Annotated in this window: 13 protein-coding genes; 11 read left to right on the top strand and 2 right to left on the bottom strand. The window is 53.2% G+C overall.

The window, feature by feature from the left end; genetic code table 11:
* Nucleotides 1-20 precede the first annotated feature (20 nt).
* On the bottom strand, nucleotides 21-1196 hold the full coding sequence (locus DO97_RS14140) for a ferrochelatase (protein ID WP_036534568.1): 1176 nt from the start codon (nucleotides 1194-1196) through the stop codon (nucleotides 21-23).
* Nucleotides 1197-1745: 549 nt separating this feature from the next.
* On the opposite strand from DO97_RS14140, the gene pstS reads away from it, so the two are divergent.
* The 6 genes from pstS (at nucleotide 1746) to DO97_RS27770 (ending at nucleotide 7117) form a co-directional block, all read left to right on the top strand.
* Nucleotides 1746-2786: a phosphate ABC transporter substrate-binding protein PstS gene (pstS, locus tag DO97_RS14135; protein ID WP_036534565.1), complete on the top strand. Its 1041-nt coding sequence runs from the start codon at nucleotides 1746-1748 to the stop codon at nucleotides 2784-2786.
* Nucleotides 2787-2952: 166 nt separating this feature from the next.
* Nucleotides 2953-3957, top strand: coding sequence for a phosphate ABC transporter permease subunit PstC (pstC, locus tag DO97_RS14130; protein ID WP_036534563.1), 1005 nt, complete (start codon nucleotides 2953-2955; stop codon nucleotides 3955-3957).
* Nucleotides 3958-4115: 158 nt separating this feature from the next.
* Nucleotides 4116-4946, top strand: coding sequence for a phosphate ABC transporter permease PstA (gene pstA, locus DO97_RS14125; protein WP_052128752.1), 831 nt, complete (start codon nucleotides 4116-4118; stop codon nucleotides 4944-4946).
* A gap of 51 nt (nucleotides 4947-4997) precedes the next feature.
* The gene (pstB, locus tag DO97_RS14120; protein ID WP_081980761.1) at nucleotides 4998-5843 is read left to right on the top strand and encodes a phosphate ABC transporter ATP-binding protein PstB; all 846 of its coding nucleotides are present in this window, start codon (nucleotides 4998-5000) and stop codon (nucleotides 5841-5843) included.
* 172 nt (nucleotides 5844-6015) lie between these two features.
* Nucleotides 6016-6996, top strand: a complete 981-nt coding sequence (locus DO97_RS14115) for a 4-hydroxyphenylpyruvate dioxygenase family protein (protein ID WP_204368641.1) — start codon at nucleotides 6016-6018, stop codon at nucleotides 6994-6996.
* Nucleotides 6983-7117: a hypothetical protein gene (locus tag DO97_RS27770; RefSeq protein ID WP_275575035.1), complete on the top strand. Its 135-nt coding sequence runs from the start codon at nucleotides 6983-6985 to the stop codon at nucleotides 7115-7117. The genes DO97_RS14115 and DO97_RS27770 overlap by 14 nt, the downstream gene beginning before the upstream one ends.
* Before the next feature lie 7 nt (nucleotides 7118-7124).
* Here DO97_RS27770 and DO97_RS14110 read toward each other — a convergent pair whose 3' ends face one another.
* Nucleotides 7125-8600 carry a leucyl aminopeptidase gene (locus tag DO97_RS14110; RefSeq protein WP_036534560.1) on the bottom strand — a complete coding sequence of 492 codons (1476 nt, stop codon included), beginning with the start codon at nucleotides 8598-8600 and terminating at the stop codon, nucleotides 7125-7127.
* A 572-nt stretch (nucleotides 8601-9172) separates the two neighbouring features.
* On the opposite strand from DO97_RS14110, the gene sigC reads away from it, so the two are divergent.
* From sigC to DO97_RS14090, 5 genes are all read left to right on the top strand, one after another.
* Nucleotides 9173-10303 (top strand): RNA polymerase sigma factor SigC, encoded by a 1131-nt coding sequence (gene sigC, locus DO97_RS14105; protein WP_239651751.1) that lies wholly within the window; start codon nucleotides 9173-9175, stop codon nucleotides 10301-10303.
* 3 nt (nucleotides 10304-10306) lie between these two features.
* Nucleotides 10307-11698 (top strand): GTP-binding protein, encoded by a 1392-nt coding sequence (locus DO97_RS14100; RefSeq protein ID WP_036534554.1) that lies wholly within the window; start codon nucleotides 10307-10309, stop codon nucleotides 11696-11698.
* A gap of 104 nt (nucleotides 11699-11802) precedes the next feature.
* Nucleotides 11803-13293: an ABC transporter ATP-binding protein/permease gene (locus DO97_RS14095; RefSeq protein ID WP_275575034.1), complete on the top strand. Its 1491-nt coding sequence runs from the start codon at nucleotides 11803-11805 to the stop codon at nucleotides 13291-13293.
* 31 nt (nucleotides 13294-13324) lie between these two features.
* Nucleotides 13325-13756 carry an ATP-binding cassette domain-containing protein gene (locus DO97_RS27765; RefSeq protein ID WP_275575033.1) on the top strand — a complete coding sequence of 144 codons (432 nt, stop codon included), beginning with the start codon at nucleotides 13325-13327 and terminating at the stop codon, nucleotides 13754-13756.
* A 104-nt stretch (nucleotides 13757-13860) separates the two neighbouring features.
* Complete coding sequence (locus DO97_RS14090; protein ID WP_036534550.1) at nucleotides 13861-15021, top strand: DegT/DnrJ/EryC1/StrS family aminotransferase; 1161 nt, start codon at nucleotides 13861-13863, stop codon at nucleotides 15019-15021.
* Nucleotides 15022-15126: the final 105 nt, after the last annotated feature.

Raw genomic sequence — 15126 nt, 5'->3', positions numbered from 1 at the left:
TCCAAAAGGATGATCACCTACTAGTGGTGATGGGGGTGTCCATTCTCATGGGTATGCCCATGGGAATAATGGCTGTGATCATGGGACTCATGACTGGGCTGGGCTGCTCGATGCAGGTTAACCACCCGAGCTTGCTCCGAGAGCAGGTCTGCGATCTGGGGATGTGCCCAAGTCGCCACCATGCTCAGGAAGTCTGGGTGGTCATTGACACAGGCCATCTGCACATAGGTAACGTCAGGACGCTGACGACGCAGCATTTGCACGATATGCTCTACATCTAGCAGGGTTTCATGGTTCTCGGTGGCAAAACCAATGGGCATGAAAACGATCGCCGTGGCTCCGAGGTTGATGAGATTCTTGGCCGCTAGGGTCGCATTGGGCTGGGTCCATTCAATCAGGGGGGTGTCGTGGTTAAGCCAGCCCACCGAGATTAACGGATAGCGATGCATCAACTGCTCCCGGACAAGATCGTAGAGGCGTTGACTTTCTTGAATGCCAGTTGTAAACCCCTTCGCTTGGTGGGGGCAACCATGATTCATCAACACAATGCCGATCTGAGAGGGGAGGTGAGCAACCGCTAGGTCGGTGGCAATGCGCTCCTCAACTAGCTTTGCTAGGAGGGCGATATAGGCCGGTTGGTCATAGAAAGAAGGAATATATCGCTGACCTTTGACCCAGTGATCCGATCCATCGGCGAGGTTTGCTAGGGCATGATTGACCTGTTCAATGGCAATGCCACTAGTGAAGATGGAATCAACCACCAACAGGGGGTAAATCAAGATTCGATCAAATCCTTGCTGTTTGATTTCGTTGAGAACCTGATGGGGTAAAAATGGGGCACAGAAGTTAAACGCCTTAAACACCTGCACCTCATGCCCCCAATGCTCTTGTAAACAGCGCTCAATACCAGCACGTTGGCGCTCGAAAATGGCATTGTGGGGGGAAATAAAGTGATCATGCTGATGATTCCATTCGTGGAAATCAAACAAGGCAAGCAGCCGAGCCAAGGGCGGATACACCCAGGTGGGTACCGGCGCAAATTTAGCTGTGAGTAAATTTAAGGCTTGCTCATTATAGTGGGCGAAATCTTCGTAGCTTTCTACTTCACCGTAGCCCATCAACAAAACTGCCACGCGATCGCCCCCTGAGGGCATCGGGGTCGCCAAGTCTCGGGCTGTGTCAGGGGCAGTAACCACTGAGTTCTCCTTGTTTACAGTTAGATCACACGGCAGCAGTCGTCGCTCAACCATGGGAATGAACCGCCATGATCATCCATTCCTGAGCTCTAGCCTAGCATCCCCCCATGGGGGATGAGGCATAGGAAGAGAGTGGGTACAGAACTTCCTGGAAAATCATCGAAACCCGAATCCAACAAGCATGATCCTTACCCTCTATCTCATCCATTCGAGATTTCAATCCCAGCTCTCAATTTGAGTTGTGAGATCGAAGGCACCTTCACAATCCCAGCGGATGGCGATGTATCAAGGCTATTCTTGTAGCCATGGGATCAGTTAATCGGCCAGCAAGCCCTGACATTGAGGGTTGAGAATTCCAGAGTTGCCAAATCATCACAACTAGCAAAACCCAATCGAGCTAGGTATTTCTGTTCTTTGTTAATATTTTTTTTACCAAACCTTAACCATTAGTTATATTTTTGTTGTCCCTTGTTTAACCAGTCAGGTTGTACCGTAGTTCTGACTACAAAATAATCATCCAACTGAGTTATTGCGCAAGGATAAGGCATAATGGCGTTCTCTTCGACTGTTTTTCGTCGCACTGTCATCGCTTCAGCGGTCACCGCTGCTGTAGCAATTGGGCCTGTAATGAGTGCCCTTGCCCAAGTACTGACTCTCAGCGGTGCAGGGGCAACCTTCCCCGCTCCGCTCTATGAGCGCTATGCCGCAGAATTTACCAAAAAGAACCCAAATATCCGGGTTAACTACCAAGCCATTGGTAGCGGTGGTGGTATTAATCAAACGATTGCGGGAACGGTTGACTTCGGTGGCAGCGATGCAGCCATGACCGATGCCCAGATCGCTAAGGTAAGTAGAGGGGTGATCCTGGTGCCCACTGCCGGGGGTGCTGTGGCGGTCGTTTATAACCTGCCGGGGGTGAGCAATCTCAAGCTTTCTCGCGCTGTTTTACCGGAAATTTTTGGCGGCAAAATTACCAAATGGAATGATCCCAAGATTGTGAAAGACAATCCAGGGGTCAACTTGCCCAACAGCCCCATCCGCTCCGTTGTCAGAGCCGATGGCAGTGGCACCACCTTTATCTTTGTCAACCATCTCAGTGCAATTAGTCCCTACTTTAAGGGTCGGGTGGGTGTCAGTACCGCTCCCAAGTGGACAACAAACCCGATCAAAGGCAAAGGGAACGCTGGCGTTGCCGCTCAGGTGAAGCGAACCGTCGGTGGTATTGGCTACGTCGAGTTATCCTTTGCCCAGCAAAACAAAATTCCCATGGCGGCGGTGCAGAACCGGCAAGGGAAGTTTATTGTGCCCTCGGTGCAAGCTGCTGAAGATGCCCTGGATACGGTTCAGTTTCCCGATAACTTTCGGGTCTTTGTCGGTGACCCCACCGATGGGTACCCCATTGTCGGTTTGACCTGGATAATGGTCTATAAAGAGTATCCCAAAGCTAAAGCTGATGCCATTGAGAAATTGGTGTCCTGGATTCTGACGGATGGCCAAAAAATTAATGGCTCCCTGGGCTATACCAAAATTCCCGCCAGTACTGCTAAGCGGGTGATTAATACCGTCAAGAACGGTGTCAAGGGGATCTAATCTGCGACGGTGAATTAGATTGTAATCTGCAACACTGTCTGAGCCATAACTCATGTTAAAGGTGGACTCCTTATGGTAGTTTCAATGCCATAGGGAGTTCTCCCTCAAACATCCTGACCTCGAAGCCCATTGTTCCACAAATTTCTGTTTTGCTGCCTCCCTTCCTATGACTGACCCCTCTCAGCCCACCCGCAATTCCCCTCGGAGCATGGCTGCGGCTGCTATGTCCTCCGGTGCCTCTGATCTAACGGTTGTTGAAGGGGGTGTTGCCCTAGCGGATACAACATTTACCTGGGTGGTGAGGCTGTTTACCGCCTTGGCCGTCTTGGTTCTGTTTTTAATGGGGATTGTGATTGCAGGTCAAGCCATGCCTGCGATTCACCACTTTGGCTTGGGGTTTATTTGGGGGCAAGATTGGGACGTACCCAATAACATTTTCGGAGCCTTGCCCTATATTTTTGGCACTTTGGTGAGTTCCGCGATCGCGGTGTTGTTGGCCTTGCCGATTGGTACAGCAGTAGCAATTATTACTAGTGAAGATTTTTTGCCGGACTGGGTGCGAACACCCATCGGGTTTACGGTGGAACTCTTGGCGGCAATTCCCAGTGTAATTGTGGGTCTATGGGGTATTTTTGTGCTGATCCCGATCATTCAGCCCTTGGGTGCCTGGTTGCATAGTGTCTTGGGCTGGGTGCCACTGTTTAATACCGAACCTTCAGGGCCTGGAATGTATGTAGCAGGGGTGATTCTGGCAATTATGATTATCCCCACCATTGCCTCGATTACGCGAGAGGTGTTGCGCGCTGTACCGAAGGATCTCCGCAGTGCTTCCATGGCGCTTGGGTCAACCCGCTGGGAAACCATTTTTGGTGTCATGTTACCCGCTGCCTCCTCTGGGATGATTGGGGCCAACCTCTTGGCCCTAGGCCGTGCCCTCGGAGAAACGATGGCAGTCACCATGGTCATTGGCAACTCCCCCCAGATTTCCAGTTCCTTGTTCGATTTAGCGTCCTCGATTCCGGCAGTGCTGGCGAATGAATTTGCCGAGGCTCAGGACGGGTTACACATTAGTTCTTTGATGTATCTAGCGTTGCTGTTGTTTGTGATTACGTTGTTAGTGAACGTAGCCGCAGTTTTGCTTGTGCAAGTCTTAGGTCAAAAATCAAGCTAGTGAGCTGGAGCCAGCCCCTGCTGACTTGACTCTTTTCAGAATCTGTATTGAAGCATTTTTACCCTATGGCACCTACCCCCTCTCCATTCCCTGGTACCCAGTTTGTTACAGGCAAGACCATCGCCTTGGAGCTTACTAGTGCCTTGCCGCCGAGGCGGATGCTGTTCAGTGTCATCATGACTTGGGTGGCTTTTGCCTTATCCTTTATTGCCCTGTTGCCGCTGTTTTCAATTCTGGTAACGATCCTGATGGAGGGTCTGCCAACCTTGACTTGGAGTGTGTTTACCCATATTCCTGCGCCCGTAGGCATGGAAGGAGTTCCCGATGGCTTTGCCAATGCAATTCTGGGGACGATCACCATGGTGGCGATCGCCTCAGCCATTAGCATTCCCATTGGTTTGTTCACAGCCATCTTTCTGTGTGAGTTTAGCCAAGGCAGTGCGATCGCCAATGTCACGCGCTTTATTGTGCAGGTGCTCAGCGGCGTGCCCTCTATTGTTGTGGGTGTTTTTGCCTATGCCCTGATTGTGCTAAATACCGGTGGCTTCTCTGCGATTGCCGGGAGTTTTGCTTTGGCCTTCGTCATGTTGCCGATCATTGTGCTGACTACGGAAGAAGCTTTAAAGCTAGTGCCAGTCAACCAGCGGTTAGCGTCTTCGGGGCTAGGGGCGACTCGGTTTCAGACAACCTTTCGTGTGGTGGTCATGGGGGCTTTGCCCGCCATCACTACGGGAGTTTTGCTTGCTGTTGCTCGGGCCTCTGGCGAAACCGCCCCCCTGGTTTTTACGGCACTGTTTAGTCAGAACTGGGCTCAAGGTTTGAAGGAGCCTACTGCTTCCCTTTCGGTGCTGATTTATAACTATGCTAGTTCCCCGTTTGTGCAGCAAAATAAGATGGCGTGGACGGCATCGGTGGTGCTGGTGGTCTTGGTACTGATTGCCAGCGTTCTGTCCCGATTGGCAACGCGTCGCCGTCTCAACCTTCGCTAAGTTGACTGATTTTCCCTCTGTGAAGCTCTCCTATTTTTCAGGTTTTTCCCTATGGTTAACGACCCTAAGTCCAGTTCTCCCACAACCACCACTCAAACAGGTTTTACCGTTGGTGAGGCCAGACCCTTGGTGCCAGCCATTAGTGTCAAAAACCTAACCTTCTACTATGGCACTTTTAAGGCAATTGAAAACATTAGTATTGACATCTATGAAGGGCAGGTGACTGCCATGATTGGCCCTTCCGGTTGTGGCAAATCGACCTTTATCAAAGCCCTGAATCGGATTAGTGAATTGGAAGGTAAGGTCAATGTCGAGGGCAAGGTAGAGTTCTTTGGTCAGAATCTCTATGACCCCAAGGTCAATATCAATAACCTGCGGCGACAGATTGGCATGGTTTTCCAAAAGCCCAATCCCTTCCCGATGAGTATTTACGACAATGTTGCCTATGGCATCCGGATTTTTCAGAAAAATTTAAAAATTGAACTCGATGAGATTGTCGAGTCGGCATTGAAAGGGGCGGCTCTCTGGGATGAAGTCAAAGATAAACTCAACACCTCTGCCCTTGGGCTATCGGGAGGGCAACAGCAGCGTCTGTGTATTGCCCGTGCCCTTGCCGTTAAACCAAAGGTGTTGTTGATGGATGAACCCTGCTCGGCGCTGGATCCCATTGCAACGATGAAGATTGAAGAATTGATTGAAACCCTACGTCATGATTTGACGATTGCGATTGTGACCCACAATATGCAGCAAGCCTCCAGGGTTTCCACCTACACCGCCTTCTTCAGCACTGACGAAAGTCGCATTGGTCGCCTGATTGAATTTGGCCCCACCTCTCAGATCTTCATGGCCGCAACCCATCCCCGAACCCAGGATTACATTCAGGGACGGTTTGGTTGAGAGGATGCAGTTCATTGGATTCTTTGTTAGCGTAGCTCTGGTCACTGTAGGGTAAATTGTGTCCCGGACAAACCCTATTCCACCGGAGGGTGAACTATTTTTCTAGGCTTACTACTCAGGGAGCGACCGGGGGAAGACTGCAACCTGAGGTTGGGTTGCCTGGGACAGCTCCATGGAGATTGATCATATTCACTTCTTTGTTGAAGATGCCAGAGCAACACGGGATTGGTTTGTTCAGACCCTCCAATTTCAATCCACGGACAGTTGGCAGCATCTCCAGAGCCGTTCTGAGCTGATCCGACAGGGCAATATTGCCCTGCTGCTCTCGTCTCCGCTTCACCCCGGTAGCCCTGTGGCACAACACCTGCGATCGCACCCTCCTGGAGTTGCGGATCTGGCATTCCGAGTCCCGAACTTAGAGGCCGCGATCGACCCCCTGATGCAGGTGAAAGCCCCCCTACTCCAATCCATCCAGGAGCAGCGTTATCCGCAAGGACGGCTGCGGTGGCTTCAGGTAGCAGCTTGGGGCAGTTTACGTCATACCTTGGTAGAACGCTTGGGGGTCACCCCCTTACACCCCTTGGGCATAGGAGATCACAGCTACAGCCCCTCCCAACCCACCCCAAATCCCGATCCGCTGTTGACGGGAATTGATCACGCAGTGTTGAATGTTGCCCCTGGGGATTTGCAACGGGCAGTGGCCTGGTACCGCGATGGGTTTGGATTTCAGCCTCAACAGGAGTTCACCATTCGTACCGAGCAGTCAGGGCTATACAGTCAGGTGATGATCCATCCAGCCTCTGGGGTGCAGTTGCCGATCAATGAACCAACAACGGCCAATTCCCAGATTCAAGAATTTCTGGATCTCAATCAGGGTGCTGGGATTCAGCATCTGGCTCTGGGGACTCCGAATCTGCTGCAGGCGATCGCCGAATTTCGGGCAGCGGGACTGCGTTGTTTAGAGGTTGCCCCTAGTTATTACACCCGGTTGCAGCAACAGCAGGAATTGCCTTTATTGGCGACCGAACTCCAGACCCTGCAGGCACAGCAAATCCTCGTGGACTGGCAGGCCAGCGAATACCCGGCGCTTCTGCTCCAGGTATTTACCCACCCGATTTTCCCCCAGCCTACGTTTTTTCTTGGAACTGATTGAGCGCCGAAGTCGTTGGGTCGATGGAGAACTGCGTCAGGCTGGTGGATTTGGGGCACAAAACTTCCTGGCGTTGTTCACTGCCTTGGAACAGGAGCAAGTCCGGCGCGGGGCAGTATCGTAGCCTCCCCTTAACTACTCAGCACCCAGTTGACCAACGTCCGGACTCCATACCCCGTGGCTCCAGGATTATTGCAGCCCTGCTCTTTCTCGGTCCACACAGGCCCCGCCACATCCAGGTGTGCCCAAGCAGTCTCTTTGATGAACTGCTTTAAGAATAGTGCTGCCGTAATTGAGCCACCGGGGCGGGGACCAGTATTTTTCATGTCGGCGATGCCAGATTTTAGCCCCTCAAAGTATTTCTCTTCCAAGGGCAAGCGCCAGAGCTTTTCCCCCGCCAGTTCAGCCGCCGTCAACAACTGGGTTGCCAGGGTGTCATCCGGGCTCCACAGTCCAGCAATTTCATCCCCGAGGGCAATGACACAGGCACCTGTGAGGGTGGCGAGATCCACAATGGCATCCACCCCCAGTCCCTCCGAAAACACTAGGGCATCCGCCAGGGTTAAGCGCCCTTCCGCATCGGTGTTATTGACTTCAATGGTTTTGCCGTTGGATGCAGTGAGAATATCCCCTGGACGCATCGCCCGACCACTAATCATGTTTTCGGTGACCGCCGAAATAAAGTGAACTTCCACATCGGGGCGCAGCTGTCCAATCACCTTGGCAGCTCCTAGGGTGGCGGCAGCCCCTGCCATGTCGATTTTCATCATTTCCATGCCTCCGCCCGCCACCTTAATGTTCAGTCCCCCGGAGTCAAAGGTCAGCCCCTTACCCACAATCGCAAGTTTACGACGGGGAATACCCCTGGGCTGATAGATGAGGTGGATAAATTGGGGGGGAAAGTCGGATGCCTTGGCAACCCCTAGGAAGGCTCCCATTCCCCGCTGTTCGCAGGCGGCAGCATCTAAAATTTCCAGGGTGAGATCATGCTCGGTGGCGATCGCCTGAGCCGTTGCGGCCATGGTTAACGGCGTTACGAGATTCGGGGGCGCGGCTACCAACTGTCGAGCCAGGATCACCCCAGAGACGATCTGCTGGGCTCGTTGCAGGGCGACTCCCTGATCTCCCAGACCCAGTAAATCGATCTGGGTAATCCCATTAGCCTGAGGGTCTGGCTCTGACTTGAAGCGTTGCTCTTGATGGAGGGCGAGGGCAACGCCCTCGGCGATCGCTTGGGTGGTTGCCCCTGGATCTTGGTTCCAGATTGGTAAACTGATCCCCAGGGTCTTGCACTTCTCTTTTTGGCCCAGACGGGCGATCGCCGCTGCTGCCCGTCTAAGTCTGTCTAACGTCCAGGACTCTGACTTACCCAGCCCCACCAGTAATAGCTTCCGTACCGGGCCATGGCTGCCGACGCGCACGGCAGTGGTGTTCCCTTCTTTGGCCTTAAAGTCTGTCTCGGTGATTAAATCCTGTAAGTTACCTGCCAGCCTCGTATCCAGATTGACCAGATCACCCGTTAACACCACTTGATCTTCAAATATCCCGACAGCCAGACCATCCCCAGCCCACCCTAGATAGGATGTCTCCGTTGTTTGCAACTGCATCCCCTGCTTTCCCTACACAATGTTCACTACCAGTATTGATCAAAAGCTTCCTGCCGTGGCGGTAGCACTTCATCGTCAACCTTTCCATCTCACTGCTGTTACCGATCAAGATTCTGCGGGAATACTAAAATAGAGAAATCCAAGGAAAAGAATTCATCAGGGTCTGCCGGGGTGTCAGAAATTTTAGGGTTGGTGATGTAGCTTACTTTAGCCCTTGACCGAAATCACGAGGCCGCGATCGCCGGCCCGATATAGTTAATCTTGAAACTTTTGATCCTCAGCATGGATTTGTTGATCACTTGGTAACGGATCGGTTGATGGCGGGGGCGCGGAACTTCCCAACAGCTCTGTCAGTCCCTTTCTGTAAACCTTGCCCTGAAGCAGAATCCCCCGACCAGACAGCGACAAACTGAGACATTCAAGTTTATCTGACGCACCTGAGACTCTCCCTATGCCGGCAACACCCTTTTTTCGCAGATGCAGAATTTGAAGACTTCGCACCCCAGGGTGAATCCTTGACCCTGGATAAATTGGTTCTCGCAGGGGTTGTGGTTGAACCAGCAGAGGACGAGATCGATTTGGATGGCGATCCAGCTCCCTTGGCCAAGGGCACCAATCGTCGCACCACCGATCTCGTGCGTCTTTACCTCCAGGAAATTGGCCGGGTTCGCCTCTTGGGTCGAGACGAAGAAGTCTCTGAGGCGCAGCGGGTGCAGCGTTATATGCACTTACTGGAACTCCGCAATGCTGCCGCCCATCCCGATCAGGCTCCGATTGCCGCCTATGTCCGGTTAGTAAGCTTTCACGATACCCTGACCGCTCAATTGGGTCATCGTCCCTCCTTGGAGCGCTGGGCAGAGTCCTCCGGTATCGACGTAGCCCAGCTCAAACCAATGCTAGCGGAGGGCAAACGCCACTGGGCAGACCTAACCGGTCTGAGCCTGGAAGCCCTAGAACAGATTATTACCGAGGGTTCCAGAGCCAAGGAACACATGATCAAAGCCAACTTGCGGTTGGTGGTCTCCGTGGCCAAAAAGTATCAAAATCGCGGGCTGGAACTCCTCGATCTGATTCAGGAAGGAACGTTGGGTCTGGAGCGAGCCGTCGAGAAGTTTGATCCCACCAAGGGCTATCGTTTCAGTACCTATGCTTATTGGTGGATTCGTCAGGGCATTACCCGGGCGATCGCCACCCAGAGCCGTACCATTCGCCTGCCTGTCCACATCACTGAAAAACTCAACAAAATTAAAAAGGCGCAGCGAAAGATTTCCCAGGAAAAGGGTCGCACCGCCACCATCGAAGATATTGCCATAGAACTGGAGATGACCCCCCTGCAAGTGCGGGAAGTGTTACTGCGAGTTCCCCGTGCCGTTTCTCTAGAAACCAAAGTTGGCAAAGAAAAAGATACGGAACTGGGAGATTTGCTGGAAACCGATGAGATTTCCCCGGAGGATATTTTGACCCGCGAGGCGCTGCGCCGCGATCTGGAGCAATTGCTGGCTGACCTCACCAGTCGGGAGCGAGATGTGATTCAGATGCGATTTGGCTTGGGGGATGGGCATTCCTACTCCCTCGCAGAAATTGGCCGTGCCCTCGATCTGTCGCGGGAACGGGTTCGACAAATTGAAGCAAAAGCGCTACAAAAGTTGCGTCAACCCAAACGACGCAATCGTGTCCGGGACTACCTGGAATCTTTGACCTAATCTGTGCTCTCTGCCGCATCACTGCAAGAAGTCTACCTGAACCGTGCCCGTGCCAGTTTGCGACAAACCCTGAATCGCTATGGGCGATTGCTGCACCAATCCCGCCATCCGCCCCTGGATGCGGCGTTACAGGCGCGTTTAAAAGCGGAATCGAGTCGTTTGGGGACAGTCCTCGACCAGCTTGACCAAGGGCTGGTGCGGATTGCTGCCTTTGGTTTGGTCAGCCGGGGGAAATCCGCTGTTCTCAATGCTTTGATGGGTGAGAAGGTCTTACAAACGGGGCCGCTGCATGGGATTACCCAATGGCCGCGCTCGGTGCGCTGGAGCACCGCTGCCCTGGGGAGTAAGGTACGGGTGGAATTTATCGACACCCCTGGTCTCGATGAGGTGGACGGGCAAACCCGTGCCCAGATGGCGCGAGAGATTGCGGCTGAGGCTGATTTAATCTTATTTGTGGTGGCGGGGGACATCACCCGCACGGAATATCAGGCACTCTGTGAATTACAGACGGCTCTGAAGCCTTTGATTTTAGTCTTTAATAAAATTGACCTTTACCCAGATGCCGATCGGAAAAGCATCTACCAAACCCTGCAACAACTGTTTGCCACTAGTGATCCCAGCCATCCCCTGCAACGGTTGATCTCAGCGGATGAAGTGGTGCGGGTGGCGGCGGACCCGGCTCCGCGCCAGGTACGGATTCAATGGCCAGATGGCCGGATTACCCACGAGTGGGAAACGCCCCTACCCCAGGTGGAGGAACTGAAGCAGGCTATTCTTCAGCTCTTGAACCGTGAAGGTCGGGTGATTTTAGCCCTCAATGCCCTCCTCCAAGCTCGGGCGGCGGAAGCTGCGATCGCCCGCACCACCCTCACGGCCTGTCAAACGGAAGCTGAGGCACTGATCTGGCAGTTTACCAAAGTCAAGGCGATCGCCGTGGGTTTGAATCCCATCCCGGTGCTGGACATCCTGGGTGGATTGATAGCAGATCTGAGCCTGATTCGTGCCCTGGCTCGACTCTATGGGTTGCCGATGACTCGTTATGATGCGGGGAAACTCTGGAAAACCATTGTCATGAGTGCCTGTGGTTTGTTCTTAGGCGAATGGGGCAGTGGTTTATGGTTGGGGCTGGGTAAAAGTGGGGCGATCGCCAGTGCCCTGAGTCAGGCGGATGTCGGAGGGGCGGTTTGGGCACAACTGACCACTGGATTGCCCCAGGCATTGATTGCGGGCTATGGTACCTATGCGGTGGGGCGCAGTGCTCAAGTCTATCTGGAACAAGGGTGTACCTGGGGGGCCGAGGGTTCTAGCACCCTGATTCAAGAAATTCTCAGTCAAGTAGATCGAACGACAATTCTCCACCGACTGCGACAGGAATTGGCACAGATGCTGGAATGACCAATGCCCCCAGCCCTAGCAAACAGAGGAGGTTGGGCATTAAACTGTCCTGAGTCCTTCGGAAGAATGATCTGTCCATCAGTCTTGATTTACCCCCTTGCCTTATGAGCCAAGAAAACCGCCAATTGTGGAACCGTTTTGTCAGGATTGCCCAGCCCTACTTCTACCCCAGGGTACAGGGGGGTGGCTGGATCACCCTGTTGTTGATGGTGATGCTGTTGGTATTTCTGTTTGCCTTTCTATTCGTTCTTGTGACGGGGATTACCCTGATCGGGCATCACCTCAACCCAGCCTTAACGGACAAGGTTGCACCGGGACTTACCCCCCTCCTTCATAACATGGTGCGATCGCAGGCATTATTGGTGGTGATTGGTTCCCTGCTGATCCCCTTTGGCTGCTTTCTAGCCTTTGGGCGGAACTTGCGTCCCCGCTGGCAGCAATGGGGCTTACTCGCGGGGGTGTTGCTGCTCTCGATTCTGGTGACCGCGATTAATGTCGGTTTTAGCTATGTGGGCAATTTCTTTACCAATGCCCTGGTCAAAAAGAACCAGGAACTGGCCTACCTGTTTGTCGGCGTTTACTTCACCGGTTTCTTAATCGGGATTCCCATCGTTGCCTTCTATGGGTATGTCCAGGATTTTCTGGGGTTGCGGTGGCGAGCGTGGCTGACCAATGATTTTCTGGGCCGCTACTTCCAGGATCGTACCTACTACGAGATCGAGACGGGACGGGAAATCGACAACCCAGACCAACGGATTAGCGAAGATATTCGCAACTTTACCCGCACCACCCTGGCCTTTTTGCTGATTATTCTGGGGTCGTTGATGGACTTGGTGTCCTTCTCTGGCATTCTCTGGTCGAAATCAACCCTGCTGGTGTGGGTGGTTTTGGCCTATTCCGTGATTGGCACCTTGGTAACGGTACTGATTGGGCGACGGCTGGTGCGGCTGAACTTTAATCAACTCCGCTTTGAGGCTGATTTCCGGTATTCCCTCGTTCATGTGCGGGACAATGCCGAGTCCATTGCCTTCTATCGCGGCGAGAATCAAGAAGTTCAACAAGTGGGTAACCGCTTTAGTAATGTGCTCCGGAACTTCAATTTCTTGATTGGCTGGCAGCGGAACCTGGCTTTCTTTACGACAACCTATCGTTACCTGCCCGTCGTGCTTCCCTACCTGGTGTTGTTTCCCCAATATTTTGCCGGACAAATTGAGTTTGGCGATATGACCCAGGCGAATTTTGCCTTTGCCCAGGTGAACGGAGCCCTGTCCCTGATTGTGTCTCAAATTGAAGGCATTACCAGTTTTGCCGCAGGCATCGATCGGTTGTCTGCCTTTACAGAAACCATGGCCTCTGGCTCAACGGCGACTTCAACCATTGCCACCCAGGAAGCTACTGAAATTGCCCTGAGGGATGTGACGGTACAAACCCCCAAATCCGAGCAAACCCTGGTTGAGAACCTGTCGCTGCATCTGCAACCTCGAGAATGCTTGGTGATTGTCGGCCCCAGTGGGATTGGCAAAAGTTCTCTGCTGCGGGCGATCGCGGGCATCTGGCATCAGGGGAAAGGAGAGATTAGTCGTACCCCCCCTTGAGGACATGTTATTTTTGCCCCAACGCCCCTATATGATCCTGGGCTCCCTGCGATCGCAATTGCTCTACCCCAACACGCAGTTTTCGGTCACCGATCAGGAACTGCGATGGGTGCTGGAAGAAGTTAACCTGGCCAATCTGCCCGAGCGAGTGGGAGGCTTTGAGGTAGAACTAGATTGGGCGAATGTCCTATCGTTGGGAGAACAGCAACGCCTAGCCTTTGCCCGACTCTTACTAACGCGCCCCCGCTATGCTGTCTTGGATGAAGCCACTAGTGCCCTGGATATTAAAAACGAAGAGAATCTCTATCACCAACTGCAAGCAGCGGCGATTACCTTCATCAGCGTCGGCCATCGCCCCAGCCTCTTGCAGTACCATCAACAGGTCTTAGTTCTGGAGAGTGAGGCTCACTGGCGATTGTTGACCGTCCAGGACTACCTTGCCCAAGCAGCGTCAACGGTTTAGGCAATTATCCTTAAACCCGATCCGGGGAGTATGGCTTTTCAAATGGCCCCCGCCCCGGATACTCTACATTATTAAACAGCAATCGAGATTGACGGTGTGCGCCCGTGAGTAACATTCCCCCTTTGGATCTGACCCGACAGTACCAAGTTATTGGTGAAGAAGTGGGGGCAGCCGTTGCGGCAGTCTTAGCCTCAGGGCGTTATATTGGTGGCTCCTTGGTGGAGTCTTTTGAGCGCCAGTTCGCCAACTATATTCGGGTGGCAGAGTGTGTCGCCTGTAACTCTGGGACAGATGCCTTATACTTGGCGCTGCGAGCCTTGGGGATTGGCCCTGGAGACGAGGTGATTACCACCCCATTTACATTTTTTGCTACAACGGAAGTCATCAGTGCGGTGGGCGCAACCCCTGTGTTTGTGGACATCGACTCCCAAACCTTTAATCTCTCCCTGGCTGCCATTGAGGCTCAGATTACCCCCAAAACCCGCGCCATCCTGCCGGTGCATCTGTTTGGCCAGCCTGTGGATATGACCCAAGTGATGGCGATCGCCCAAGCCCACCAATTGCGGGTCATTGAAGACTGTGCCCAGGCCACGGGGGCAGATTGGAACCATGCCAAGGTAGGGAGTTGGGGGGATATCGGTTGTTTTAGTTTCTTCCCGACCAAAAACTTGGGAGCCTGTGGGGATGGAGGAGCGGTGACGACGCAAGATCCGGAAATTGCCAGCACGATCCGGCAACTGCGGGAACATGGTCAGAGCAAAACCCGCTACTACTACGAGGCCGTCGGCATCAACAGTCGCTTAGATGCGGTACAAGCTGCGATTCTGCAAGTGAAGCTCCGGTATTTGGAGGGCTGGAATGCCCAGCGACGGGCGATCGCTACCTGTTACCAGACACTCCTCCATCCCCTACCAGATGTCATCCTTCCCCAAGAACCAGCCAGCGGGATCGGTGTTTGGAATCAATACACCGTGAGGTTGCAGTCCCAAGTCTCAGATGCCGTCCTAGGCGATGGGGGTGGCTATCGAGATCAGGTGCGCCGACGATTGCAAGCCCAGGGGATTAGTTCCATGATCTACTACCCACTGCCGTTGCACTTGCAGCCAGTGTATCAGTCTCTGGGCTATCAGGCAGGGGATTTCCCCGTGGCTGAAAAGCTGTCCCAGGAGGTGTTATCCCTACCGATGTTTCCAGAACTCACCAGGGAGGAGCAGCAGCGGATTGTCTATGGACTGAAGGATGCTTTGAGCAGTCTCACCCCCTAAGATGGATGATCCAGCAGATTGGCTGATTGCCCATCAGCAAGGGGATCAATTCCAGGCTAATGGGCAGCCCCACCAGGCAGTGGCCGCCTATCAAGTTGCCATTGC

The sequence above is a fragment of the Neosynechococcus sphagnicola sy1 genome (genome assembly GCF_000775285.1).
Lineage (GTDB): Bacteria > Cyanobacteriota > Cyanobacteriia > Neosynechococcales > Neosynechococcaceae > Neosynechococcus > Neosynechococcus sphagnicola.
This window is presented reverse-complemented; position numbering and strand designations above follow the sequence as displayed.